The following is a 25,368-nucleotide window of genomic DNA, read 5'->3' as shown; positions in this document are numbered from 1 at the left end:
ACCCTTCATAAATATAAGGCGCGAGCCACTATTTATAAATTTCTTCTAACAGCTCGCGGACATATTCAGGTACCACCTGACTCGCTGCGCCGTAATGCTTCTCGTCAAACTGACTTTCGACTTGGCTAGGCTCAAGATTGAGTTCAACGGTATGAGCGCCATTCAAATGGGCTTCATGCACAAAGCCTGCCGCAGGATAAACATGCCCTGATGTACCAATCGCAATGAAGTAATCGGCTTTTGCCAAAGCATCATAAATTTCATCCATACCGATTGGCATTTCACCAAACCAAACAATATGCGGACGCAGCGGCGCAGGAAACTGGCAGCAATGACAGCGGTCATCAACGGTTAAATCGCCTTTCCATTCGATAACCTGCCCAGACTGGGTGCAGCGAACTTTTAGCAATTCCCCGTGCATATGGATAATGCGGGAATTTCCTGCTCGCTCATGTAAGTTATCGATGTTTTGCGTCACTAGTACAAAGTTGTCGCCCAACTGCCGCTCTAATTCTGCCAGCGCCAAATGGGCCGCATTTGGCTGAATATCTGGCTGCTGTAACTGCTGACGGCGTGCATTATAAAAGCTCTGCACCAATTCTGGATCGCGATGGTAGCCTTCTGGCGTAGCCACATCTTCAACACGATGCTCTTCCCACAGCCCATCAGCGGCACGAAACGTTCTGATCCCCGATTCGGCAGAAATCCCCGCGCCGGTGAGTACCACGACATATGGCTTAGTCATACACCCTCCTGCCTGATTATTCGCATGACACAGCGTGTCACGGTGGAAAATTCGTGAACGAAAACGCTGGTGTCGTAGTCGTTTGTTTTTCCTAAACCGGCATATACGATGACGGGTACGCATAACCACAGCTCCTCATTGGTTTCATTACCACAGCAAAAAATAATCGTCGTTAGTCGGTCAAATTCAAAAACGCAGCGCCGCGCACGCCCCCCGCGTCGCCGTAGCGAGCAGGTTCAATACGTGGCGCTTTAGCAACCCGCAGTAAAGCACGTGGGACACGTTCATTCAGCAGCGGATACAGCTCAGCGAAGTTCGATAATCCACCGCCGAGCACCACCAGATGCGGGTCGATCACGGTAAATAGATTTCCCAAGCACATCGCCAGCACATCGGCAAAGCAATCCACATGCGCCAGCGCTTTATCATCGCCCGCGCGATAGCGCTCAATAATCTCTTTGGCACCGAGATTTTCGCCGGTGCGGTGCTGATACAACCATTCAAAACCACGACCAGAAATATATTTTTCGATACAGCCATGCTGCCCACACCCGCAGGCAACACGCGGTGTATCCGCGCCCATACGATCCAAGGCATCAACCGGCAAACGGAAATGGCCAAACTCACCGGCAATATAATTACGGCCAGTCAAGGTTTTACCATTAATCACTAATCCGCCGCCCACGCCGGTACCAAGGATGATCCCCAGCACGATGGGATAAGCGCGGAACTCTTCGTCCCACGCTTCCGAAAGGGCAAAGCAGTTGGCATCGTTATCCACTCGAACGGGACGTCCGATGAGCTGCGAGAGATCGCGCGGGAGCGGTTTTCCCATTGCAGCAGGCACGTTAGACGTAAATAGCTCGCCGGTATCGGCGTTGGGTAATCCTGGAATGCCGACCCCCACTTTGCCCTGAGCACCAGTGAATTCATCGGCCTCAAAGGTTAACGACGCTAGCGTATTGAGTAATTCATGGTAATCGTCACGAGGCGTAGGCACTCGCTTACGCCAAATCTGATTCAGCTCGGCGTCAAATACGCCCAGCTCTATTTTGGTGCCGCCCATGTCAAAACCGTAATACATTAACTCTCCTTGTTGCGCGTCGTTGAATGAAGCCGTTATTGATTATTGCCTACCGCGTTACTGACCGCCGCTGAGTACGCGCGCAGGATCGATACGGCTTGCGCGACGAGCGGGATACCAGCTAGCGACTAAGCTCAGCACAATAGCCGTGGCCAGCACTTCGACCACGTCAATCCAATGCAGCTCGGTTGGCAAGAAATCGATAGGATAAATGTCGCCCGACAGCAATCGGTGCCCGATCACCTTTTCGATAACTTTTGAAATATTAGTCAGCTCGAGTGAGGCCACCACGCCGATCACCACGCCACAAACGCTGCCGACCATACCCGCGAGTAAGCCATACCAGATGAAAATCGCACGAATAAGACGGTCTTTCGCCCCCAGCGTTCTTAGCACCGCGATATCACTACTTTTATCTTTCACCGCCATAACCAGCGTAGACACAATGTTGAAACACGCCACGCCGATCACCAGAACCATCGCCAAGTACATGATGGCGCGGATCATCTGGATGTCGCGGAACATATAACCGTAGGTGCCTTTCCAACTGCGAATATAAACATACGCGTTAGTGACCTCACCCGCATCGCGCACCAGTTTGTCGGCGTTAAAGACATCATCTACTTTGATGGAAATGCCGGTAACGCTGTTGCCAAGGTCTTGATACTGCTGAGCATCGGCCAGCGGCACCATCGCCAAACTGTGATCGAGCATACCGCTCAATTGCAAAATACCGCTAACATGCAGGCGAATGCGTTTTGGCTGTAACAGCTTCATCTGTGGATCGTTGTTTGGCACCATCACGGTTACCCAATCACCGACCTTCACATGCAGTGCATCAGCCACGCCTTTGCCGAGAATAACCCGCTGCTCACCGGCTTTAAACGTTGACCATGCATTACCCTGCACGTATTGCGACAGCGCGCTTACGCGACTCTCTTGCTCTGGATTGACGCCGCGCAGTTGTACCGCCACCAGCTGAGTACCGCTTTCAATAAGGCCAGTGAATTCTACATAAGGCGCTGCGGCAACAATGCCTTTCACTTTTTCAACGCGTTCTAGCACCTGCGGCCAGCCGTTAAACGGTTGTTCTACCGGATAAATTTCACCGTGAGGCACAACAGAAAGAATACGATGATCCAGCTCGCGCTCGAAACCATTCATAGCACTCAGGCCAACGATCAAAACGGCTACACCGAGCGCAATACCAACGGTAGAAATCACCGAAATCAGAGACACCATGCCGCCACGGCGTCGTCCACGACTAAAACGTAGACCGATCAGCAGAGATAATGGTGAAGCCGACATTATTGCGCCCCCATCAGGGTCACATTTTGCTGAAGCTGGCCATCGCGCATTTCAAGCTGACGATTCAAACGTTTTGCCAATGCCAAATCGTGGGTCACCACCAAGAAAGCCGTTCCTTGACGTACGTTTAGCTCGCCTAACAGATCAAAAATACTGTCGGCGGTACGCATATCAAGGTTACCGGTCGGTTCATCCGCCAAGACCAACGATGGGTTGTTTACCAACGCACGCGCAATCGCTACGCGCTGACGCTCGCCGCCCGACAGTTCGGAAGGTCGGTGATGGCTACGCTTAGCTAAGCCAACGGCGGTAAGCATGTCCATCGCTTTGCCTTGGGCGTCGTCGCCTTTGTTGCCACCAATTAACAGCGGCATCATCACGTTTTCTAACGCGCTAAAATCCGGCAGCAAATGGTGGAATTGGTAAATGAAACCCAGCTCACGATTGCGTAGTTCAGCCTTCGCGGTTGAAGACATATCGTTAAGCGATTGGCCTTTAAAAATCACTTCACCGGAGGTCGGAGAATCCAGACCGCCGAGCAGATGCAGCAACGTACTTTTACCTGAACCTGAGCTGCCCACAATGGCCATCATTTCGCCGGGCTGCATGTCAAAGGTCACATTACGCAATACGTCCGTGTGCAATTTACCTTCGTGATAGGTTTTGCACAGGTCTTTGCACTGCAACAGTTCTTTATACAAAGACGGAGAATTACTCATAACGTAAAGCCTCAGCAGGATTCACCGCGGCGGCACGCCACGACGGATATAACGTAGAAAGCAGCGCGAGCAGCATTGCCACAACGGCAATCAGCACCACCTGCGGAATATTGATATCAACCGGCAGACTGCCACCGGCCAACATTTCGCCTAACCCTGGAATAACATTGATTTGGCTGGCAAACACCACGCCCAAGACGGCGCCGAGCAAGGCTCCGATAATACCGGCACTGGCGCCCTGCACCATGAAGACCGACATGATCTGCGCGCGCGTTAATCCTTGGGTTTGCAGAATCGCGGCCTCGCCCTGTTTCTCCATCACCAGCAGACTCAACGAGGTAATAATATTAAACGCGGCGACGGCGATAATCAGGCTGAGCAGCAGCCCCATCATATTTTTTTCCATCTTAACCGCTTGGAATAACTCGCCCTTCCGCTCGCGCCAGTCTTTCCATACCAAGCCTTTCGCCAGCGGTTGGCTGACCAGCGCATCAATCGCCAGCGGCTTATCCATATAAATACGCCAGCCGGTGATATTCCCCAACGGGTAGCGCATCAAACGGGAAGCATCCTGCTGATTCATCAACATTTGATACTGGTCGACTTCGCTATTGGCAGAAAATGTGCCCACCACGTTAAACACGCGTTGGCTAGGGATACGTCCCATCGGCGTAAACTGGCTGGCGCTAGGCACCATAATGCGCAGCTTTTCACCGCGCTTCACGCCCAGTTGACCTGCCAGTTGGTCACCTAAAATCACATTGTATTGGCCCGGCTGCAAAGCCTGCTGAGTCGCGCCATTAAGATAAGGCGACAGCGGATCTTTTTCGTCGGGATTCACACCAATAATCACGCCCACCGCCACGCTATGCGCGCTTTGCAGAACCGCATTACCGGTCGTCAGCGGGGTGATACTTTTGACACCGGCCAGATGTTCAAACTGAGCGGCAGGAACCTGTTGAGGATTGATCGACCCTTGCGTCGACGTCACTAATGCCTGCGGCATCAGCCCAAGAATATTATTTTCTAAATCTCGCTCAAAACCGTTCATCACCGAGAGAACGGTGACTAACGCCATAACGCCGAGCGTGATGCCTATAGTAGAAAGCCAAGAAACAAACCGGCCAAAGCGGTCTGAGGCTCGTCCGCGCATGTAACGCAGACCGATGAATAACGCGACAGGTTGATACATGAAATCCGTTCGGTTGCTGTTGGTAAGGCAAAATGAGTGTGGATGATAACATTTAGGAAACCCAAAAAAACTACGTAATGCGTTTTCACTTCATTTTGTCGCGATTTCAGCGCCCTCAACGCCATACCTTCTCCCCTAGAACCTTGTGTTTCAACCACAAGGCATTCACTCAGCAGTTGCTAAAGTGAAGTGATAAAGGATAATAAAGCTTAGAACTGCGGTGCCTGATCGGGCTACGCGCCAAAAGAGCGACAGAGACTGACTAACGATTTATGCCTGAACAATACCAATATACGTTACCTGAGCGTTACACGCTCCCGGCCAAAGCTGGCGATGTACGGCTTTTAGGTCAGCTCACTGGATCTGCATGCGCGTTAGAATGCGCGCAGATTGCCGAAAAACATGCGGGTCCGGTGGTGCTGATCACCTCGGACATTCAATCTGCACTGCGGCTACGCGACGAAATCCAACAGTTCACGACGCGCATGGTGACCACCCTATCTGACTGGGAAACCCTGCCTTATGACAGCTTCTCACCGCATCAGGACATCATCTCCGCTCGCCTGTCTAGCCTATATCAACTCCCGACGATGAAACGCGGCGTCTTCATTCTGCCGGTCAACACGCTGATGCAGCGCGTATGCCCGCATGAATTCCTGCATGGTCATGCGTTGGTGATGCAAAAAGGCCAGTTGTTGTCTCGCGACAAACTTCGCAGCCAATTAGAACAGGCGGGATATCGCAGCGTCGATCAGGTGATGGAACACGGTGAATTTGCCACCCGTGGTGCGTTGCTTGATCTCTATCCGATGGGTAGCGATGAGCCTTATCGTATTGATTTCTTCGACGATGAAATCGATAGCCTGCGCGTATTTGACGTGGATTCGCAGCGCACGCTTAATGAAGTTGAGTCCATCAACTTACTCCCGGCGCACGAGTTCCCAACCGATCAAACTGCCATCGAACTGTTTCGTAGCCAATGGCGCGAGCATTTTGAGGTGCGTCGCGATCCCGAACATATCTACCAGCAGGTCAGTAAAGGCATCTGGCCTGCTGGGATAGAATATTGGCAGCCGCTGTTCTTCAGCCAAGCGCTACCGCCGCTGTTTAGCTATTTCCCGAGCAACACGCTTTTAGTCAATACTGGTGAATTAGAGGCCTCGGCAGATCGATTCTGGCTGGACGTGAATCAGCGCTACGAGAACCGCCGCGTTGATCCCATGCGCCCGCTGCTGACGCCAGACAAACTCTGGCTGCGCGTTGATGAGCTGTTTTCCTCGCTCAAACAATGGCCACGAGTTCAGCTCAAAACCGACAAGCTTGATAAAAAAGCGGCGAACACCAACCTCAGCTACCAGCCGTTGCCGGAGCTCACGGTTCAGGCGCAAAACAAAAATCCGCTCGACCTTCTGCGGCGCTTCATTGAACAAACCAAAGATGCCATTGTTTTCTCGGTAGAAAGTGAAGGTCGCCGCGAAACCATGCTGGAACTGCTGGCGCGCATCAAAATAAATCCGAAGCTGATTACCCGTATAGAAGACGCAGAAGCAGGCAACATCTATATTATGCAGGGCTCGTGCGAGCATGGATTTATCAATCCAGAGCTTAAGCTTGCGCTGATCTGCGAAAGTGACCTGCTGGGCGAACGCGTTAGCCGTCGTCGCCAAGACAACCGCCGTACTATCAACACCGATACGCTGATCCGTAACTTGGCTGAGCTGAGCATCGGCCAACCGGTCGTTCATCTCGAGCACGGCGTAGGCCGCTACGGCGGCATGACAACGCTGGAAGCCGGTGGAATCAAGGGCGAATACCTGATTCTAACCTATGCCGGTGATGCCAAACTGTACGTTCCAGTGTCCTCACTGTATCTGCTAAGCCGTTACTCCGGTGGCGCAGATGAAAGCGCTCCGCTACATAAATTAGGCAGCGACGCGTGGACTCGTGCGCGCCAAAAAGCCGCAGAAAAAGTTCGCGACGTCGCGGCTGAGCTGCTGGATATTTATGCTATGCGGGCGGCTAAACCCGGTTTTGCGTTCAAACAAGATCGCGAAGCCTATCAAATGTTTTGCCAAACCTTCCCGTTTGAAACCACGCCCGATCAGAGCATGGCGATCAACGCCGTACTCAGCGATATGTGTCAACCGCTGGCAATGGATCGTTTGGTGTGCGGCGATGTGGGCTTCGGTAAAACGGAAGTGGCAATGCGTGCCGCGTTCCTCGCGGTGCACAACAATAAACAGGTCGCCGTATTAGTACCCACTACCCTGCTGGCTCAGCAACATTACGACAACTTCCGTGACCGTTTCGCCAACTGGCCGGTTCGCATCGAAATGATTTCTCGCTTCCGTAGCGCGAAAGAGCAAACGCAGGTGCTACAAGATGCCGCGGATGGCAAAGTCGATATTTTAATTGGTACGCATAAACTTTTGCAGGCTGACGTACAGTGGCGTGATTTAGGTCTTTTGATCGTGGATGAAGAGCACCGCTTTGGCGTTCGACAGAAGGAACGCATCAAAGCCATGCGCGCCGACGTGGATATTCTCACGCTGACCGCGACGCCGATCCCTCGAACGCTCAACATGGCGATGAGTGGAATGCGCGATTTGTCGATTATTGCCACGCCGCCAGCACGTCGTTTAGCCGTGAAAACTTTTGTGCGCGAATATGACAGCTTAGTGGTGCGCGAAGCCATTCTGCGTGAAGTCACGCGCGGTGGTCAGGTTTATTATCTGTATAACGATGTTGAAAACATTGAAAAAGCAGCCCAAAAGTTAAGCGAGCTGGTGCCTGAGGCACGTATTGCCATCGGCCATGGGCAGATGCGTGAACGCGAGCTTGAACGCGTGATGAATGACTTCCACCATCAGCGTTTCAACGTTCTGGTGTGCACCACCATTATTGAAACCGGTATCGATATTCCAAGCGCGAACACCATCATTATTGAGCGTGCCGATCATTTTGGTTTAGCACAGCTGCATCAGCTGCGCGGGCGTGTGGGTCGCTCTTTCCATCAGGCCTATGCTTATCTGCTGACACCGCCGCCAAAAGCAATGTCAACCAATGCGCAGAAACGCTTAGAAGCCATTGCGTCGCTGGAAGATCTGGGCGCGGGCTTTGCTTTAGCCACCCACGATCTGGAAATTCGCGGTGCGGGCGAGCTGTTGGGCGATGATCAAAGCGGTCAGATGACCACCATCGGTTTCTCTCTGTATATGGAACTGCTTGAAAGCGCGGTTGATGCGCTAAAAGAAGGACGTGAGCCTTCGTTAGAAGATCTCACCAGCAACCAGACCGACGTCGAGCTACGTATGCCGGTGTTGCTACCGGATGATTATATTCCAGACGTCAGCACCCGTTTGTCATTCTATAAACGCATTGCCAGCGCCAAGAATGACGATCAGCTTGAAGAACTAAAAGTAGAACTGATCGACCGCTTCGGCTTATTACCGGATGCGGCGCGCAATTTACTGCAAAGTGCCAAGCTGCGTCTGGATGCGATGGAGCTCGGTATTCGTCGTATTGAAGGCAATGACAAAGGCGGGTTCATTGAGTTCGGCGAGAAGAACCACGTTGACCCAATGTTCCTGATTGGTCTGTTGCAGAAAAAACCGCACATCTTCCGTTTAGATGGCCCGACTAAGCTGAAGTTTATTATCGACCTCAGCGAACGTAAGGCACGCCTTGAGTTTATTTCCGATCTCCTCAGCCAGTTTGCTGAACATCGGGCTTGATCTTGGTTAGCGAAGAAATTTAAAAGTACCGAAATGCAAATGGGGAGCTAAGCTCCCCATTTTTTATCTGAATGCGCTATCGAACTCTTACACGCTTTGATTCAGTACTAACTGGCCGTTACGGTCAACGGGGATCTGGGTGCCCGGATCTTTATCCATACGAACCCGACCTTGCTGATCGCCAATTTTGTAGGTTACGTCGTAGCCCAACAGTTTCTGCGATTTGTCGTAAACGGTAGAACAGCGCTGCTGGGTGCTGGTATAGGTGTCGTTGTTCTGCATTGCGCCCTGAACCTGATTACCGGCATAACCACCACCTAACGCTCCAACCACGGTCGCCACATCTTTGCCGCGTCCGTTACCGATCTGATGGCCTAACACCCCACCGGCCACCGCGCCAAGCACTGAGCCCGTGATTCGGTTTTCATCCTGTACCGGACGGCGATGCGTCACGGTCACGTTGCGGCACTGCTGTCGTGGGGTCTTCACTGACTCGTGAATCGGCGTTGCTGAGAGTACCTGCGCATAGCGCGGGCCTGTACTAAACACGTCTAAACTTGCTACTGCGGCAACGCTTAACGCCGCGGCTACGCCGATACCAACACCTGCCAACATTGATTTATTCACAGGGCACTCCTCCTGAATAGACTCACGCAATAGTGATGAACACGATGTTTACGAACGTCACGGTTTATGAACGTCACGAGTTCATAACGATGCGAAAATTTTTGTACTTTTCGCTCGGTGTGCGTGCTTCACCTAACTTATAGGAGATAGTTTGCATAGGAATATTCACTGCAACAATCAGACAACATAACCAAATACGTTGATAGCCCTTGTTTGGGAAAGTTCCTATCGCGGCAACGTTGCCCTTAAGTAAAAACGGGCTGGATTTCAGCCAAAAAAAACGGCTCTAACTAGAGCCGTTTCATGTCCAACAATAGGTTCATCAGTGCATTAGTGCAGTTTCAAACGCGGACGGATCACGCGATTGATCCCCCCCACCAGCATCATAAGCCCAGTCTTGATATAGCCATGCAGCGCGATTTGGTGCATGCGGTATAGCGAGATATAAACCATACGTGCAATACGCCCTTCCACCATCATTGAACCGCGCATCAGGTTACCCATCAGGCTACCAACGGTGCTGAATTTAGACAGAGAAACCAGTGAACCGTGGTCTTTATACACGTAAGGCTTCATGTTGCCGCCTTTGAGCTGCGCCAAAATGTTGGCGTAGCAGCGGGAAGCCATCTGGTGCGCAGCCTGAGCACGCGGAGGAACAAATCCACCGGATGGCTGCGGGCATGATGCACAGTCGCCAATCGCGAAGATATTCGGGTCACGCGTGGTTTGCAATGTTGGCTCAACCACTAATTGGTTGATACGGTTAGTTTCTAAACCGCCGATGTCTTTCATGAAATCAGGCGCTTTGATACCCGCCGCCCACACCATCAGATCGGCAGGAATAAATTCGCCATCTTTGGTGTTGAGGCCATTTTTATCTGCGCTGGTGACCATGGTTTTGGTCAGAACACGCACGCCTAATTTGGTCAGTTCGCTGTGTGCCGCGCCAGAGATTCGTGGCGGCAACGCAGGCAGAATTCGTTCGCCTGCTTCAACCAACGTCACATTAAGCGCTTCGCTGCTTAGGCCTTCAAAACCATAGCTGTGCAATTGCTTAACCGCATTATGTAACTCCGCAGACAGTTCAACGCCGGTCGCGCCGCCGCCCACAATCGCGATATTCGATATTCACCTTCGCCGCTTTATCTTTTTGCGCCGAGAACTTCAGGAACAGGTTCAGCATTTCGTTGTGGAAACGACGCGCCTGATGCGGGTTATCTAAGAAAATGCAGTTATCTTTCACGCCTGGCGTACCGAAATCATTCGAGGTACTGCCCAGCGCCATCACTAAAATGTCATACGACAGCTCGCGCTGCGGTACAAGAATTTCGCCCTGCTCGTCGCGAATGTCTGCCAGCGTCAGCTGCTGCGCAGCGCGATCGATGTTGGTCAGCGACCCTAATTGGAAAGTGAAGTGGTGATTACGCGCATGAGCTAAATAGCTCAGCGCATCCACGCCGTCATCCAACGATCCGGTAGCAACTTCATGCAGCAATGGTTTCCACAAGTGGCTATGGTTGCGGTCAATCAGAATGATTTCCGCTTTGTCTTTGCGACCGAGTTTATGGCCCAGACTGGTTGCCAGCTCGAGACCGCCCGCACCACCGCCGACAATCACGATTTTTTTCTTAGATGCGCTCAAAGCTTTCTCCCTTGGTAAAAAATGTAAACCAATAGTTAATTAACGGTAAATATCCAATACCCTTATTTTACGTATGGTTCACTCAGGTTAATTCAATTTTCTAAGCAAAGAATAACACGACAGGTCATTTGGTCATACCAAAATTGATGCACATCAATTTTTATGTTTATTCCTTGGGCGATATGTATCACTCCCTCACAAATTTGAGTTGTTTTTCAACGTAATCATTACAAATCAGACGCCCTTCACACTTCTATCGCCTACTCGAATCATCAACATGACAAAGCCCAGTTTTTAACCTTTATTTAACCATGCGAGCCTAGTCTCCAAACCTCTCTTACAACAAGAAATCGATACCTCTCCCCCTATACGAAGGAGCCGTACAATGAAGAACGTCCGATCCGGCCTGATTTGGCTATTGGTGGCGTTAATCGGCGCTTATGCTTTTGGCATGCTAGCGCTGAGCCGTGGTGAACATATTAACGCGGTGTGGCTGGTGATAGCCGCTATCGCCTGTTACAGCATCGCCTATCGTTTTTACAGTCTTTTCATCGCTGAAAAAGTGTTTGAACTCGACGATCGTCGCTTAACGCCCGCCGAGCGCCACAACGATGGTTTGGACTACGTGCCAACCAACAAGTGGGTGCTGTTTGGGCATCACTTTGCCGCGATAGCGGGAGCAGGTCCGTTAGTCGGCCCCATTTTGGCAGCACAAATGGGCTTTTTACCCGGCACGATTTGGATTTTAGTTGGCGTCATGCTGGCCGGTGCGGTGCAGGACTTTTTAGTCCTCTTTATTTCAACTCGCCGTGATGGCCGCTCGCTGGGCGAAATGGCTAAACAAGAGTTGGGCTCTTTTGCAGGCGTCATCACCATGCTCGGCGCATTAGGCGTGATGATTATCATCCTGTCCGCTCTAGCTCTGGTGGTGGTTAAAGCCTTAGCTGACAGTCCATGGGGACTGTTTACCATTGCCGCCACAATCCCTATCGCTCTGTTTATGGGCGTATATATGCGTTATCTGCGCCCAGGGAAAATTGCGGAAGTCTCAATCATTGGCTTTGTTCTGATGATGGCCGCGATTATCTACGGCGGCGATATCGCTATGCATCCGTACTGGGGACCGTTCTTCACTCTGCACGGCACCACATTGACGTGGGTGTTAGTCATTTACGGTTTCATTGCCTCCGTGCTGCCGGTTTGGTTGCTGCTAGCGCCGCGCGATTATTTATCGACCTTCCTGAAAATTGGGGTAATTGCCGGTTTAGCCGTGGGGATTGTCTTTGCTGCGCCTGAAATGAAAATGCCAGCGGTCACCCGCTTCATTGACGGCACTGGCCCGGTATTCTCCGGTAGCCTATTCCCATTCTTGTTTATTACCATTGCCTGCGGGGCCATTTCTGGTTTCCATGCGTTGGTTTCCAGCGGCACTACGCCTAAACTTATCGAGCGCGAAAGCCATATTCGCTTTATCGGCTATGGTGCCATGTTGATGGAATCATTCGTCGCCATCATGGCATTGATCTGTGCTTCGGTTATCGACCCTGGCGTCTATTTCGCCATGAACTCCCCTGCGGCGCTGATCGGCACAACGGTTGAAAACGCCTCACAGGTGATTAATAGCTGGGGCTTTGTCGTTACCCCTGAAACGCTGGCCATGATCGCCAAGGACGTGGGTGAGAATTCCATTCTGTCACGCGCCGGGGGCGCACCGACCTTTGCCGTTGGTATGGCGCATATCATCACGGAAGTCTTCAACAGCCGCGCCATGATGGCGTTCTGGTATCACTTTGCCATTCTGTTTGAAGCACTGTTCATTCTGACCGCCGTGGATGCCGGTACACGCGCCTGTCGTTTTATGGTGCAAGATCTGGTTGGCGTTGCTATTCCTAGCTTGGCCAACAACCGTTCTTGGTTTGGCAACTTGGCAGGCACCACGGTAGCCGTGGCTGGTTGGGGCTTCTTCGTTTATCAAGGCGTAGTTGATCCGCTAGGGGGAATTAATACGCTCTGGCCGCTGTTTGGTATCGGTAACCAAATGCTAGCCTCGATGGCGTTAATTCTTGGCACGGTCGTGCTGTTCAAGATGAAAAAACAACGCTACGCATGGGTCACTATTCTGCCAACGGTCTGGTTATTCGTTACCTCAATGACTGCGGGCTGGCAGAAGATTTTCCATGAAAAACCAAGTATTGGTTTCTTGGCGCAGGCCAAACGATTCTCCGCAGGCATCGATTCAGGCACCCTGATTGCACCGGCGAAAACCATCAAAGATATGGAAACTATTGTGATGAACAACTACATCAACGCCGCGCTGTGCGGTTTCTTTATGTTGGTTGCCGTCACCATGCTTTTTTCAGCTTTCTTTGTTATTCGTCGTGCGCTCAATGCCAATCAGCCAACGGTACATGAAACCACACCCGCATTGCGTGAGGAAAAATCACATGGCTGATGAACGTGATATCAAAGCGAGCATGATGATCAAAACCGGTTTGCCGTGGAAAAGACAGGCGCAGCCAAACATGGTTATCCTGCGCTGCTTGCCGCTGTCGCTGGGTGAATCACACCCGACGTCTACGTGGCAGTGGGTAAAACTGATGTATCGGAGAGCCGCACAAAGCTTTCGGTTGATGGTTGGCGTGCAGGACTATCAGAACTATGTACGCCACCAGCAACTGCATCATCCCGAAAATACGCCCATGACCGAGCGTGAATTTCATCGCTATTGTTTAGAAGCGCGTTTCCCGAGCAAGGGCGGAAAATTGGGTAAATGCCCATGCTGAAGATTACACGCTTATAAACGTCAAAACCGGCCAGTTGGCCGGTTTTTTTATCGAGGTTTATTCTATTTTATCGCCAGAGGTATGCTCTTCATTGCTAACAGACTTTTCGCTCGTTTAGACCACATTGCCGTCAGGATCGGAACCAGTATTGAGGTAACGATAACCGAGGTTGCCACCAGAGCTGTCGCCGCTGGGGCGATGGGTTTGAACGCAGGCACCATCTCAGCAATAAGCACTGGGGTTGCTACCGCCGCGCCTGCCGAACTGGACGCAGCAACACCGGCCGTACCATCACCGCCTCCGATTAATTTATCGGCAAAGATAAGCGGTATACCGGTGATGATAATGACGGCCACGCCGAGCAGAATGCCCAGTAATCCCGTTTGTGCAATCACGCCTAAATCAATGGTGTTGCCCAGTGCAAAAGCGAAGAACGGAATCAGCGTTTGAACCGCTTTACTGAAGAAGTCACGCAGTTCTGGGTCAAGATTCCCCAAGCCAAAGCCAATCAGGAAGGGTAAGACCGCACCTACGAAAACGTGAGGCTCAAACGACGCGATACCTGCGGTACCCAAAATCACCATCGTCATCAACGGCCCAGACTCCAGAGACATTAAGACAAAAGCCCCTGACTCTTCTTTGGTACCATATTGCTGCATGATCGATGCGTATAACCCGCCGTTCGTCATATCCATGGCGGCGACCAGCGCCAGCGTGGATAAGCCAGCAAAGAAACCAATTTCGACGCCGTTCTCCGGTAAAACACGTGAAGCAATCGCAGCAACCACCCATGCAACCGCAATCTTAGTCACCACCAACGTGCCGGACTTACGCAGAACGGTGCCCGTTGCGCTGAGCTTGATAGAGGCTCCCATGCAGAAAAACCACACGGCCAGAATAGGCACGGTTCCTGTCACTAGGCCATTGGTGAACGAGCCAAAATACTTGCCCGCATCGGGCGCAAAAGTATGGCAAATCGCCCCAATAAATAGCGGAACCAGCATCATACCGCCAGGTACTTTTTCTATCGCGCGTTTGATATGCATGTGAACCCCACCCTGTCATTAAATAAGAAAGACTGACCTCCAAACAGCAGCGTTGGATGACATCAGCCAATAACGTCGTGGGCAGGACAATACGCATTTATGGGGATGATAAATGTGATCGAAAACCTACAAATAAAACGCTGTTTTATTTTTAACGGTCTTTAGTTTTAAATTAAGATCAAAATCACATTATTCTCGATGAGCCAAACGATAGACATAAAAAAACGGCATCCGTAGACGCCGTTCTTTGTAGACAACACACATTATCCCAACAGATTGGTACCAAACGCACCTTGCCAATCTTGCTCAAATTTCTCAACCGCAGACTGCACCGCTGGGCTTAGCAACATTTGTTCCGCAATATCCACCGGCAACGTGATCGCTTCACAACCGGCCAGCATGCAGTCCAGCGCCTGACGCGGCGTTTTAAAGCTCGCCGCCAGCACGCGGGAGTTTGGCGCATGCATCTTCAGCAATTGGTGTAAATCGCGCACCATGCCAATACCATCACCGCCCTGCGCATCGACCCGATTAACGTAAGGAGCAACGTAGGCAGCACCGGCCATAGCCGCCAGCAAACCTTGGCCTGCACCATATACCGCGGTACCAAGCGTGGCGATATTCATTGTATTCAGCTGTTTGATGGCTGCTAGCCCCTCTGCCGTGGTCGGGATTTTCACGATCACGCCAGAAATTCGCTCGGTCAGCATAACGGCTTCCGTCACCATGCGTTCCGAATCGTTAGCCATCACCTGCGCAAAAAGTTTACCCGAACCGCCCAGCGCATCCCGCAAAGCCGGTAACACTTCCCAAACAGATTTACCCTCTTTGGCAATAATACTCGGGTTGGTTGTCACCCCTTGCAAGGGTAAAACACGCGCCAATCTTTTCACCGCAATGACATCGGCCGTATCCAGATACAGTTCCATTCACTTCCCCCTATCGAAAATGTGCTCAACGTCTGATTGCGTTCACTATAAAGCATTAAACGCAGTAGCAGTTGATCAATGTCAATTCAACTTTCATTCGAAAGTGCATTAATCTTCATTAGAAGAAAACGAACACAAATTATACCTTCGGAGTCCGTATGCTATTTAATTTGCAGCGCTATTCGACTCATGATGGCCCCGGGATCCGCACCGTGGTGTTTCTGAAAGGGTGCTCTTTAGCGTGTCGTTGGTGCCAAAACCCGGAAAGCCGTTCACGCGCCCGTGAAGTGCTGTATGACGCAAGATTATGCTTGGATGGGTGCCAACTCTGCGAACAGTGCGTGCCGCACGCCATTCAGCGAGTGAATAGCCGCATAACGATCGATCGTCATGCGATCTCTGAGCGCGATTTAGATCGTCTGGAAACATGTTGCCCAACGGGGGCGCTGTCCGTGTGCGGTTCGGCGCTGGATCTGGATGAGGTGATGGGCACAGTGCTGCGCGATTTGCCTTTTTATCAGCGCACCGGCGGCGGGATCACCCTTTCAGGCGGGGAGCCGTTCATGCAGCCCGAAGCTTGTGCCGAATTGTTGCAGCGTAGCCATCACCACCAAATTCACACTGCCGTTGAATCTTGTCTGCATGTGCCTTGGCATAACATCGAGCCAAGCCTTGAGTTTCTAGATCTCTTGCTAGCCGACTTAAAACACGTTAACGCCAACTCCTTTAAACAGTGGACTGATGGTTCTGCCAAGCGCGTGATGGACAATTTCCGTCGCCTCGCCGCGCACGGCGTCAATATGACGATCCGTGTTCCCCTCATTCCCGATTTTAACGCCGATGAAATGTCTATTCGCACAATCACCGATTTTGCCGCCGACGATCTCGGTGCCAAAGAAATTCATTTTCTGCCCTACCACACGCTCGGCATCAATAAATACCGCCTACTGGATATGCCTTATTTAGCGGCGGATAAACCATTGGATAACCCAGAGTTACTGGACTTTGCGCAGCAATATGCCCGCGGCAAAGGCCTTACCGCTCTGCTACGAGGATAATGCCATGACCCAACTCGATCTAACTTCGCTGTCGCCACGTATTCGCGCACACAAAGAGGCGCTGATCCACATCGTTAAGCCACCGGTATGTACTGAACGCGCACAGCATTACACCGACATGTACCAGCAGCATCAGGATAAGCCTCTGCCCGTGCGTAGGGCGCTGGCGTTAGCCCATCATCTCCAGCAACGCACCATCTGGATTAAACATGATGAGCTGATCATCGGTAATCAGGCCAGTGAAGTACGCGCCGCGCCAATATTTCCTGAATATACGGTCAGTTGGATTGAGCAGGAAATTGACGAGTTAGCAGATCGCCCCGGCGCTGGATTCTCCGTCTCAGAAGAGAATAAGGCGGTATTACATAAAATCTGCCCGTGGTGGCGAGGGCAAACCGTTCAAGACCGCTGCTACGGCATGTTTACCGACGAACAAAAAGCCCTGCTATCAACCGGTATCATTAAAGCAGAAGGCAACATGACCTCCGGTGATGCCCATCTGGCAGTCAATTTCCCTCTGCTGCTGGAAAAAGGACTCGACGGGCTGCGTGATAAAGTCGACGAACGCCGCAGCCGTTTGCAGCTCACCGACTGGGAAGATTTGCACAAGGAGCAGTTTCTAAAGTCGATTGATATCGCCCTAAGCGCCCTTAGCGATCATATTTTACGTTACGCCGAGCTGGCGAAAAGTATGGCAGAGCAAGAGAATCGACCTGAGCGTCAGGCTGAACTGCGCCATATTGCTGAAAACTGCGAGCTAATAGCACATCAGCCACCGCAAACCTTCTGGCAAGCGCTACAGTTCTGCTACTTCATGCAACTAGTGTTACAGATCGAATCCAACGGACATTCGGTTTCATTTGGTCGTCTCGATCAATACCTTTATCCATGGTATCGCCGCGACGTGGAGCTGCAACAAAACATCAGCCGCGAATTTGCCATTGAGTTATTGCACGGCTGCTGGCTGAAATTGTTGGAAGTGAATAAAATTCGCTCAGGCTCACACTCCAAAGCCTCTGCCGGTAGTCCGCTCTACCAAAACGTCACCATCGGCGGCCAAAAGCTGGTAAACGGTCAGCCACAGGATGCCGTCAATCCTTTGTCCTACACCGTTTTAGAATCCTGCGGACGTTTACGCTCCACGCAGCCGAACCTCAGCGTTCGCTACCATGCAGGAATAAGCAATGATTTCCTGGACGCCTGCGTACAGGTCATTCGTTGTGGCTTTGGTATGCCAGCATTTAATAACGATGAAATTGTGATCCCTGAATTTATCAAACTGGGCGTTGAGCCGCAGGATGCCTACGATTATGCCGCTATTGGCTGTATCGAAACCGCCGTTGGCGGAAAATGGGGATATCGCTGCACCGGTATGAGCTTCATCAACTTTGCCCGAGTGATGCTCGCGGCATTAGAACAAGGCCGCGATGCCACCAGCCAAAAGATATTTCTACCGCAAGAGTTAGCCTTATCTAAAGGTAACTTTGAAACGTTCGATCAGGTTATGAACGCGTGGGACGAGCAGATCCGTTACTACACCCGTAAATCAATTGAAATTGAATGCGTTGTAGATACCGTGCTTGAAGAAAACGCCCATGACATTATCTGCTCTGCGCTGGTTGATGATTGCATCGAAAGAGGCAAAAGCGTGAAACAAGGCGGCGCCAAATATGACTGGGTTTCTGGCCTACAGGTCGGTATCGCCAACCTCGGTAACAGCTTAGCCGCAGTGCGTAAGTTGGTCTTCGAGCAAGGTGTTATCGGCCAGCAACAGCTTGCCGCAGCGCTGGAAAATGACTTTGATGGTTTAGACGGCGAACTGTTACGCCAGCGGCTGATGAACAATGCGCCGAAATATGGCAACGATGAAGATGACGTAGATAACTTGCTGGTTCGTGCCTATCAGACCTATATTGATGAACTGAAACAGTACCATAATACGCGTTTTGGTCGTGGTCCGATCGGCGGCACCTATTATGCGGGAACCTCGTCCATTTCGGCCAACGTGCCTTTTGGTGCAGCCACGCAGGCTACGCCGGATGGACGCAAAGCCAAAACGCCGCTGGCGGAAGGCGCAAGCCCGGCATCGGGAACCGATCATCTTGGGCCCACGGCGGTATTTAACTCTTTAGGCAAACTCCCCACCGCCGCAATTCTAGGTGGCGTATTGCTGAATCAGAAACTCAATCCGGCCACGCTGGAAAATACGCGCGATCGAGAAAAACTGATGCTGATGCTACGCACTTTCTTTGAAGTGCATAAAGGCTGGCACGTGCAGTACAACATCGTTTCACGCGAAACACTGCTGGAAGCCAAAGCCCATCCAGAGCGATATCGCGATCTTGTGGTGCGCGTGGCGGGCTACTCAGCGTTCTTTACAGCCTTATCTCCTGACGCTCAGGATGATATTATCGCGCGTACCGAACATACGCTTTGATGTAGGCGATTAAGCACAAAGCTATCGGTGGTTTCGGCCACCGATATATTAGCTCGTTAAGCCAAGGAACTCATGAATTCAAGACAGCAAGCTATTCTCCAATATGTCAACGATATACGCCGCGTTAGCGTGGCCGATCTAGCGCGTAATACCGGTGTCTCAGAGGTGACGATCCGTCAGGATCTAAATCTCTTGGAAAAACGTAACTATCTAAAGCGCATCCATGGATACGCCGTGGCGCTAGAGAGCGACGATGTAGATGCTCGAATGATGATTAATTTCACGTTAAAACAAAAATTGGCGGCCTATGCCGCATCTTTGGTTAACGATGGCGAAACGATTTTTATTGAAAACGGCAGTACCAATGCCCTTCTCGCTCGTTATTTGGCTGAACGTAAACGCGTTACGCTGGTCACCGTAAGCACCTACATTGCGCACCTACTGAAAGAAACAGATTGTGACGTCATTTTGATGGGTGGACTCTACCAAAAACGCAGTGAAACGATGGTTGGCCCATTAACCCGTCAGTGCATCCAGCAGGTTTATTTCAACAAAGCCTTCCTCGGCATTGATGGTTTTCATCCAGAAACCGGCTTTACTGGTCGCGATATGATGCGTGCCGATATTGCTAACACAGTATTAGCCAAAGGCGTGGAAAACATTGTGCTGACAGATTCATCAAAGTTCGGCCAAATTAATCCCAACCCATTGCAGCCCACTCACGCAATTAATCGAGTCATCACAGACTACCGTTTAAGCGACGAATACAGAAACCATCTCAAAAAGATGAATATTCAACTGGATATCGTGTATGAAGAGCAGGGAACGCTATGAGTGACATCACCTTCAGCCGTGAACAGACCTCGCAGATGGTCCACAAATTACAAAAATATCTACAGGCTGAATTAGACGTTGAGGTTGGTGATTTTGATGCTGAGTTCTTGCTGGATTTCTTTGCCAAAGAGCTCGGCGCACATTTTTATAACCAAGGGATGGCTGACGCACTGCGCGTTGTAGAAGAAAAAACGGAAGATCTGGTCGATACCCTGACTTGGCTGCAAAAGCCTGTCGATTAAAAACATACCTCCATACATGCACTCATAGCGAACTCTAACGCCCGATATTAGGGGGAACCGTAGGGATGGGGTCGTAGCAGCTTTAGCTGCCGGACCGCCCCACCCTACGGTAGCCCCCGTGAATCTCAATCGTCAAAGCGACCTTCATCAACCATCACATTATCTTTTCTAAAGTACTAATATTCAGAGTTAACAATAACCTCTTCACCCAGCGCACCGGCTTTTGGCAACGGCTGATAGCTTGAGTTGGATGCACGCAATACGCGAATACCCCGGATCCCAACATCATGGGCCGCCGTGATATCACCATCCGAATCACCGTAATAAACCTTAATCTGCTTTTCCTTGATCCAGTTTATCTTGGTGTTTTGCCCCGGTTGATCACCTGCAAAGATCACACTGTTCATGCTTGCTGCCGGTATGGAGAAATCTTCTTGCAAGGTATTCGTCACGGTTTCTGTTTTGGTCGGGCTGCGGCCAGTAATGAAATAGATGCTATCGCCGCGCTTGAGATGCATGGCAATCAGGTCTTTCCCCACCTGCTTAGGCATACTGAAGCTGTCCCAGCCGTTATTCATTTTTTCCCAAAATGCGGGATCTTTCAGATAGCTTTGATCTTGCGGAGAGAACTCTTTCTGCCCACGATAAAATCCTGGGCTCGAAAACAGCACCGTATCATCAATATCAAAACCGACTGCTATAGGAGGAATGCCCTGTAGGCTATTCTCAATCTGTGTTACTGAAACCCAGTGAATCGGTGCCTGATGCGCCAACTGTGCCACTGTAACACCGGCATTAAGAGGCGTATCTGTAGAGACTTTTGCCTGCGCCGATGGGCTTAAACTGATAACCAGAGCTAACGTACTGAGTGCAACCGCAATCTTTCGCATGGATATTCCTTTTATTTGTTATTTCTCACATTCACATCTGTGGGATATCGGATTAGGGTTTTGTCACATTCGCGCTTCATAGTATGCAGCAAATACATCAGAAAACGTGCTCTGGTTCAAAATTGATGGGCGTAATAAACCGACAAATTGGGAGAACTTCGCATATTGCGAGAAAAGTGACTGGTTGAAGTACAAAGAAAATAAAAATAGTCCTTGTACAGTATTGCGTTAACAGAATCTCGACTGTATAAATATACAGTATATTGTGAATGCGGAGGCGACCATGCGCATTGAATTGACTTTGGATAAACGTAACAAGCTGCCAGACGGTGCTCTGGAAGCATTAAACCACGAATTTTCAAAACGAGTAAATCATATCTACCCTGATACCGCAGTGCAGGTGCGAATGACTAACTCAAATACGCTAACCGTTATGGGCGGACTGAAATCCGACAAAGAACGCATCGAGGAAGTCCTGCAAGAAACGTGGGAAAGTGCCGATGACTGGTTCGATAACGGATTTAGCGAATAACACTATTTCGCGGTGTAAACACATATTTTTACGCCGCAATAATAAGCCTAATTCATTGAATGATAATAGGCTAAGCGTTCCATCTCCGTTAGCCATCGGCAATTCCTACGGATAGTAAAATACGTAGGCCGGGAGTCGCTTCCCGGCTTTTTTTTGCCTTTCAATCCACACAACTGTTTTCTTATAGCAATTACTTTTCCCGCGATTTACAGCAAGGCCTTTCTACCGTAGGAATCAGCCTTTTTTGCACCAGCAAAATCACCGTTTTAATCATCAGCAAAGCAATCACAACGTTAGTAAAAACGAACATGGGAACCGCTAGCGCGGCAAACAATCCATCCTGCTCGCCAACACTTAAATGCAGAGCCGTGGTTGCGAGTGCCGAAATTCCGAATGAAAAACTCCAAAAGGAAGCATTGAAAGGCTGCTTCATGTACCACGGCATCAGCCTCAGCATAAAAATAAGCTGCAACAGCCCATAGCCAAACAGCATCTTGGCGACAAAGTCTGTATGTCCGCCATTAACACTGAGATAAGCACTGCATGCCACCAGCGCGGGAGCTAGTTGAATACCTAACGAAGTTCGCACCGGCTTCGCCATTTCGCCATGGCTGCGCATACGGTGTAAGATCGCAGGCTCCAAACTCAACCGCGAAAATACCCCTGCGCCTAAGAACAAAATGCCCAGATCGTGAAAACCCAATGCGCCACACGCCATGGCACTGATAAAGTTATTGGCCACCGTGGGCAAGTATAAGCCCGGTGTCGTGGCCTCGGCCGGATGCTCCCCTTTCCACAGCCCCGCGCTTTGCCATGCGGCATAGCACAGCTGAACACAGGCACCGATCCCAAACATGATGTCAGCCAGAAGATGCGTGGGCGAATAATGTGCAAAGCCGATTGAAACCAGCATTGTGGTGGCAGGGAATAAGCTAACGAAACTTCCGGTCAGCGGATGACGCATTTCTGCTATCACTAGCTGTGGGTAGCGTATAAGGCGATATACAAAAGCCAACGCCAAACTGAGCCAGATCAACGTGGCTAGTCCAACCAAGCCTTCACCAATGAAAGGAGAAATGGGCCAAATGGTCGCCGCATAGCGCCAAGCAAATCCCATCCCGATGATGCCCAGCACCATCCCAAAATATCCTGCGGGGATATTGACCACCCGAGGCTCAGTGCGCTCGGCGGCGCTTTCTATCGAACGATTCATAAGAACTTTTACACAGCTAAAACAGGACGCCGATTATAGCGGATGATCCCTTCGGTGTTTCCACTTTCATCCTACAAAACTGACAAAGTGTCATTTTTAATACGCTTTATCATCACCCGCTCTGGGTTTAGGTCATTTATCTGATTGTATTGGCATAAAAGGATGGACTAGGCTTAACTTAAACCCGTGGTTTAACTCGTCTTCATACTCTAGGACATACGCCGTAGGAGAACAATCAATGAACAATGACAATCCAGAACATGCGATGACGTTTGGTGAGCTACTGGAACTCATCCACGATCAACAGCGTAGAATTAACGTGCTGGAAACCGCATTTTCCTATTTAGCCTTTGGACTTGAGGGAAAAAGCTGCCAATTATTGATCCACAGCTTGAAATTGGAGGCCAACAACCAAACATATGATACTAAGACGCAAGAATACTTCGCCAAACTTGCAGAGCAGTTTGAGGTACGTAATTCCGGCGTCAGCGAGACAGCGACAATCCCAAACGATCACAATATCTAGTCAGTTCTACGTTTAACAAATCACCAGAAAACATTTTTTAACAAATCACACAAAAAATGCGTCATTTAAACAGTTAGATGCGTATACTGAAAGTGCTCATCTAATGAGACACATTGATCCTGGTTAGTAGCTCACGACAGTCACTACGTTTTAGGGGGTCTTTATGAACGGAAAAGATGAAGTAATTCAGACACACCCAGTGGTTGGTTGGGATATCAGTACTGTTGATAGCTATGATGCTCTTATGATCCGCCTGCATTATCTTTCTTCACGCGATCAAGATCCTGAGAAAGCGGAAGTGGATCGCACCCTGTGGTTAACCACCGATGTTGCACGGCAGCTCATTGACATCCTCGAAGCCGGAATTGAAAAGATAGAATCCTCGGAATACCAAGACATTGATTACCTTAAACATTAGTACATTAACGCACCAATAAAGCACCGCCCCTCACAAGGCGGTGTTTTTTTATGTCTCAATTTCCCTCAGCACACCTGCAAAGGTTATCATCAGGTTGTAAAATAGATCGTAAATGTTGTTTAACCAGATTGATTGCGCTGAATTCGTTCATCGTTATCAAGCTGGTGTACTCATGGAAAAACCATGACACGGAGGATCCCTTAATGAAATACGATTTAGCTATTGTCGGTTGCGGCTCTGTGGGTGCCGCCGCGGGCTATTATGCTGCACTTTCCGGCTTAAAAGTTCTGATGCTAGATAGCCACACCCCGCCCCATCGGCATGGTAGCCATCATGGCGACACCAGAATTATTCGTCATGCCTATGGCGAAGGTGAGAAGTATGTTCCCTTAGTGCTACGCGCACAGGAGCTTTGGAATAAGCTAGAAGAAGTTTCCGCCGTACAGCTTTTTCACCGCAGCGGCGTACTTAACATTGGGCCATCCAGCTCGGAATTCATGCGTAATGCTGAAAACAGTGCTTCTCAGTTCGGACTGACCGTAGAGAAAATGGATGCCGAACAGCTGCAAAAGCGCTGGCCTGAGTGGTCTGTGCCTGATGGCTATATTGGCCTGTTAGAACCCAATGCCGGTTATTTAAAAGCCGAGCTCGCCGTGGGTATTCTCAATGAGAAAGCCGCAGAGGCCGGTGCTGAATTGCACTTCAACTGTCAGGTAGATGCAATTACCCCTGAGGATAATGGGGTAAAAATCACCACGTCTGAGGGCGAATTTAGCGCAAGTCGAGTTGCTGTTACTGCCGGAACATGGGTAAAAGCCTTACTGCCAGAGTTGCCGATAAACCCAGTTCGTAAAGTGTTCTCTTGGTATCAAGCCGATGGTCGCTACAGCGAAAACAATAAATTTCCTGCATTTACGGTTGAAACGCCTGAAGGCGATCAGTTCTATGGCTTCCCATATAACAATGATGGTCTAAAACTAGGCAAACATAATGGTGGACAACCCATTACCGCGCCCGAACAGCGCCGTCCATTTGGATCTAATACACAGGATGGTAGTGAAGTATTTGGCTTTTTGCGTCAATTTCTGCCCGGCGTCGGCGTCTGTCTACACGGTGAAGTATGCACTTATGATGTTTCTCCAGATGAAGATTTCATTTTAGACTCACTTCCGCATTCACCGCAGATCAGCGTCGTGACTGGCTTAAGCGGTCATGGCTTCAAATTTGCTACCGTACTAGGTGAGATTATTGCGCTTCAGGCGGCAGGCCAACCTGTTCCATTCGATTTGTCTCCTTTCAAAATAAGTCGATTTTAATTGTTTGCCCGCGAAAATGGCGGGCCAATAATTTAATAGCACAATCCATCACCAGTGATGGTTATTTTAGAATTGACAACTACATATTAAAAA

At 50.2% G+C, this 25,368-nt stretch carries 21 protein-coding genes and 1 pseudogene; 11 read left to right on the top strand and 11 right to left on the bottom strand.

All coding sequences use genetic code 11. The features are described from left to right. Nucleotides 1-28 precede the first annotated feature (28 nt). From cobB to lolC, 5 genes are read right to left on the bottom strand one after another with little or no spacing between them, the layout of a single operon-like run. On the bottom strand, nt 29-868 hold the full coding sequence (gene cobB / locus DSM2777_RS14995; RefSeq protein ID WP_046457490.1) for a Sir2 family NAD+-dependent deacetylase: 840 nt from the start codon (nt 866-868) through the stop codon (nt 29-31). Nucleotides 869-917: 49 nt separating this feature from the next. After that, nucleotides 918-1,829 carry an N-acetylglucosamine kinase gene (gene nagK, locus DSM2777_RS14990; protein WP_061554413.1) on the bottom strand — a complete coding sequence of 304 codons (912 nt, stop codon included), beginning with the start codon at nt 1,827-1,829 and terminating at the stop codon, nt 918-920. Nucleotides 1,830-1,886: 57 nt separating this feature from the next. Then, nucleotides 1,887-3,137, bottom strand: coding sequence for a lipoprotein-releasing ABC transporter permease subunit LolE (gene lolE, locus DSM2777_RS14985; protein ID WP_061554412.1), 1,251 nt, complete (start codon nt 3,135-3,137; stop codon nt 1,887-1,889). Beyond that, complete coding sequence (gene lolD, locus DSM2777_RS14980; protein WP_046457487.1) at nt 3,137-3,856, bottom strand: lipoprotein-releasing ABC transporter ATP-binding protein LolD; 720 nt, start codon at nt 3,854-3,856, stop codon at nt 3,137-3,139. The genes lolE and lolD overlap by 1 nt, the downstream gene beginning before the upstream one ends. Then, the gene (lolC, locus tag DSM2777_RS14975) at nt 3,849-5,048 is read right to left on the bottom strand and encodes a lipoprotein-releasing ABC transporter permease subunit LolC (protein WP_061554411.1); all 1,200 of its coding nucleotides are present in this window, start codon (nt 5,046-5,048) and stop codon (nt 3,849-3,851) included. Before lolC ends, lolD begins: the two co-directional genes overlap by 8 nt. 272 nt (nt 5,049-5,320) lie before the next feature. Between lolC and mfd the strand changes: the two genes are divergently transcribed. Then, complete coding sequence (gene mfd, locus DSM2777_RS14970; RefSeq protein WP_061554410.1) at nt 5,321-8,782, top strand: transcription-repair coupling factor; 3,462 nt, start codon at nt 5,321-5,323, stop codon at nt 8,780-8,782. An 87-nt stretch (nt 8,783-8,869) separates the two neighbouring features. Here the strand turns inward: mfd and DSM2777_RS14965 are convergent, their stop codons facing one another. Beyond that, nucleotides 8,870-9,409: a glycine zipper 2TM domain-containing protein gene (locus tag DSM2777_RS14965; RefSeq protein ID WP_025797099.1), complete on the bottom strand. Its 540-nt coding sequence runs from the start codon at nt 9,407-9,409 to the stop codon at nt 8,870-8,872. A gap of 330 nt (nt 9,410-9,739) precedes the next feature. Next, nucleotides 9,740-11,051 (bottom strand): annotated as a pseudogene (locus DSM2777_RS14960) (NAD(P)/FAD-dependent oxidoreductase). A gap of 385 nt (nt 11,052-11,436) precedes the next feature. Here DSM2777_RS14960 and DSM2777_RS14955 point away from each other — a divergent pair. After that, nucleotides 11,437-13,503 (top strand): carbon starvation CstA family protein, encoded by a 2,067-nt coding sequence (locus DSM2777_RS14955; RefSeq protein WP_061554409.1) that lies wholly within the window; start codon nt 11,437-11,439, stop codon nt 13,501-13,503. Nucleotides 13,504-13,528: 25 nt separating this feature from the next. Then, nucleotides 13,529-13,834 (top strand): YbdD/YjiX family protein, encoded by a 306-nt coding sequence (locus tag DSM2777_RS14950; protein ID WP_061555404.1) that lies wholly within the window; start codon nt 13,529-13,531, stop codon nt 13,832-13,834. Between the two features lie 62 nt (nt 13,835-13,896). Here DSM2777_RS14950 and kdgT read toward each other — a convergent pair whose 3' ends face one another. Together kdgT and fsa are read right to left on the bottom strand one after the other, a co-directional pair. After that, nucleotides 13,897-14,880 carry a 2-keto-3-deoxygluconate transporter gene (kdgT, locus tag DSM2777_RS14945; RefSeq protein ID WP_061554408.1) on the bottom strand — a complete coding sequence of 328 codons (984 nt, stop codon included), beginning with the start codon at nt 14,878-14,880 and terminating at the stop codon, nt 13,897-13,899. A 263-nt stretch (nt 14,881-15,143) separates the two neighbouring features. Then, nucleotides 15,144-15,809, bottom strand: coding sequence for a fructose-6-phosphate aldolase (gene fsa, locus DSM2777_RS14940; RefSeq protein ID WP_046457481.1), 666 nt, complete (start codon nt 15,807-15,809; stop codon nt 15,144-15,146). Nucleotides 15,810-15,967: 158 nt separating this feature from the next. On the opposite strand from fsa, the gene DSM2777_RS14935 reads away from it, so the two are divergent. From DSM2777_RS14935 to DSM2777_RS14920, 4 genes are all read left to right on the top strand, one after another. Further along, on the top strand, nt 15,968-16,867 hold the full coding sequence (locus DSM2777_RS14935) for a glycyl-radical enzyme activating protein (protein WP_061554407.1): 900 nt from the start codon (nt 15,968-15,970) through the stop codon (nt 16,865-16,867). Nucleotides 16,868-16,871: 4 nt separating this feature from the next. Further along, entirely contained in the window at nt 16,872-19,304 is a 2,433-nt protein-coding gene (locus DSM2777_RS14930) for a formate C-acetyltransferase/glycerol dehydratase family glycyl radical enzyme (protein WP_061554406.1), read from the top strand. A gap of 72 nt (nt 19,305-19,376) precedes the next feature. Beyond that, the gene (locus DSM2777_RS14925; RefSeq protein WP_046457478.1) at nt 19,377-20,138 is read left to right on the top strand and encodes a DeoR/GlpR family DNA-binding transcription regulator; all 762 of its coding nucleotides are present in this window, start codon (nt 19,377-19,379) and stop codon (nt 20,136-20,138) included. After that, nucleotides 20,135-20,380, top strand: a complete 246-nt coding sequence (locus DSM2777_RS14920; RefSeq protein WP_061554405.1) for a DUF2164 domain-containing protein — start codon at nt 20,135-20,137, stop codon at nt 20,378-20,380. The genes DSM2777_RS14925 and DSM2777_RS14920 overlap by 4 nt, the downstream gene beginning before the upstream one ends. 176 nt (nt 20,381-20,556) lie before the next feature. Here the strand turns inward: DSM2777_RS14920 and aphA are convergent, their stop codons facing one another. Then, nucleotides 20,557-21,270, bottom strand: a complete 714-nt coding sequence (gene aphA / locus DSM2777_RS14915; RefSeq protein WP_046457476.1) for an acid phosphatase AphA — start codon at nt 21,268-21,270, stop codon at nt 20,557-20,559. A 283-nt stretch (nt 21,271-21,553) separates the two neighbouring features. On the opposite strand from aphA, the gene dinI reads away from it, so the two are divergent. Beyond that, nucleotides 21,554-21,802, top strand: coding sequence for a DNA damage-inducible protein I (dinI, locus tag DSM2777_RS14910; RefSeq protein ID WP_025797120.1), 249 nt, complete (start codon nt 21,554-21,556; stop codon nt 21,800-21,802). A 190-nt stretch (nt 21,803-21,992) separates the two neighbouring features. Here dinI and tehA read toward each other — a convergent pair whose 3' ends face one another. Next, entirely contained in the window at nt 21,993-23,015 is a 1,023-nt protein-coding gene (gene tehA / locus DSM2777_RS14905; protein WP_061554404.1) for a dicarboxylate transporter/tellurite-resistance protein TehA, read from the bottom strand. A gap of 238 nt (nt 23,016-23,253) precedes the next feature. Here tehA and DSM2777_RS14900 point away from each other — a divergent pair, with 238 nt between their 5' ends. The 3 genes from DSM2777_RS14900 (at nt 23,254) to solA (ending at nt 25,275) form a co-directional block, all read left to right on the top strand. Further along, nucleotides 23,254-23,541, top strand: a complete 288-nt coding sequence (locus tag DSM2777_RS14900) for a hypothetical protein (protein ID WP_046457474.1) — start codon at nt 23,254-23,256, stop codon at nt 23,539-23,541. Between the two features lie 163 nt (nt 23,542-23,704). Next, complete coding sequence (gene bssS, locus DSM2777_RS14895) at nt 23,705-23,959, top strand: biofilm formation regulator BssS (protein ID WP_004092990.1); 255 nt, start codon at nt 23,705-23,707, stop codon at nt 23,957-23,959. A 203-nt stretch (nt 23,960-24,162) separates the two neighbouring features. Beyond that, complete coding sequence (gene solA / locus DSM2777_RS14890; RefSeq protein WP_061554403.1) at nt 24,163-25,275, top strand: N-methyl-L-tryptophan oxidase; 1,113 nt, start codon at nt 24,163-24,165, stop codon at nt 25,273-25,275. The last annotated feature ends 93 nt before the right edge of the window (nt 25,276-25,368 follow it).

Source organism: Obesumbacterium proteus, assembly GCF_001586165.1.
Classification (GTDB): domain Bacteria; phylum Pseudomonadota; class Gammaproteobacteria; order Enterobacterales; family Enterobacteriaceae; genus Hafnia; species Hafnia protea.
This window is presented reverse-complemented; position numbering and strand designations above follow the sequence as displayed.

What these genes read in the sequence shown, in the direction of transcription:
- aphA (WP_046457476.1), bottom strand. Translation starts at nt 21,270, where the DNA reads ATGCGAAAGATTGCGGTTGCACTCAGTACGTTAGCTCTGGTTATCAGT.
- DSM2777_RS14950 (WP_061555404.1), top strand. Translation starts at nt 13,529, where the DNA reads ATGATCAAAACCGGTTTGCCGTGGAAAAGACAGGCGCAGCCAAACATG.
- DSM2777_RS14900 (WP_046457474.1), top strand. Translation starts at nt 23,254, where the DNA reads ATGAACAATGACAATCCAGAACATGCGATGACGTTTGGTGAGCTACTG.
- lolE (WP_061554412.1), bottom strand. Translation starts at nt 3,137, where the DNA reads ATGTCGGCTTCACCATTATCTCTGCTGATCGGTCTACGTTTTAGTCGT.
- tehA (WP_061554404.1), bottom strand. Translation starts at nt 23,015, where the DNA reads ATGAATCGTTCGATAGAAAGCGCCGCCGAGCGCACTGAGCCTCGGGTG.
- lolD (WP_046457487.1), bottom strand. Translation starts at nt 3,856, where the DNA reads ATGAGTAATTCTCCGTCTTTGTATAAAGAACTGTTGCAGTGCAAAGAC.
- nagK (WP_061554413.1), bottom strand. Translation starts at nt 1,829, where the DNA reads ATGTATTACGGTTTTGACATGGGCGGCACCAAAATAGAGCTGGGCGTA.
- kdgT (WP_061554408.1), bottom strand. Translation starts at nt 14,880, where the DNA reads ATGCATATCAAACGCGCGATAGAAAAAGTACCTGGCGGTATGATGCTG.
- DSM2777_RS14955 (WP_061554409.1), top strand. Translation starts at nt 11,437, where the DNA reads ATGAAGAACGTCCGATCCGGCCTGATTTGGCTATTGGTGGCGTTAATC.
- cobB (WP_046457490.1), bottom strand. Translation starts at nt 868, where the DNA reads ATGCGTACCCGTCATCGTATATGCCGGTTTAGGAAAAACAAACGACTA.
- fsa (WP_046457481.1), bottom strand. Translation starts at nt 15,809, where the DNA reads ATGGAACTGTATCTGGATACGGCCGATGTCATTGCGGTGAAAAGATTG.
- DSM2777_RS14930 (WP_061554406.1), top strand. Translation starts at nt 16,872, where the DNA reads ATGACCCAACTCGATCTAACTTCGCTGTCGCCACGTATTCGCGCACAC.
- lolC (WP_061554411.1), bottom strand. Translation starts at nt 5,048, where the DNA reads ATGTATCAACCTGTCGCGTTATTCATCGGTCTGCGTTACATGCGCGGA.
- bssS (WP_004092990.1), top strand. Translation starts at nt 23,705, where the DNA reads ATGAACGGAAAAGATGAAGTAATTCAGACACACCCAGTGGTTGGTTGG.
- mfd (WP_061554410.1), top strand. Translation starts at nt 5,321, where the DNA reads ATGCCTGAACAATACCAATATACGTTACCTGAGCGTTACACGCTCCCG.
- solA (WP_061554403.1), top strand. Translation starts at nt 24,163, where the DNA reads ATGAAATACGATTTAGCTATTGTCGGTTGCGGCTCTGTGGGTGCCGCC.
- DSM2777_RS14935 (WP_061554407.1), top strand. Translation starts at nt 15,968, where the DNA reads ATGCTATTTAATTTGCAGCGCTATTCGACTCATGATGGCCCCGGGATC.
- DSM2777_RS14920 (WP_061554405.1), top strand. Translation starts at nt 20,135, where the DNA reads ATGAGTGACATCACCTTCAGCCGTGAACAGACCTCGCAGATGGTCCAC.
- DSM2777_RS14925 (WP_046457478.1), top strand. Translation starts at nt 19,377, where the DNA reads ATGAATTCAAGACAGCAAGCTATTCTCCAATATGTCAACGATATACGC.
- dinI (WP_025797120.1), top strand. Translation starts at nt 21,554, where the DNA reads ATGCGCATTGAATTGACTTTGGATAAACGTAACAAGCTGCCAGACGGT.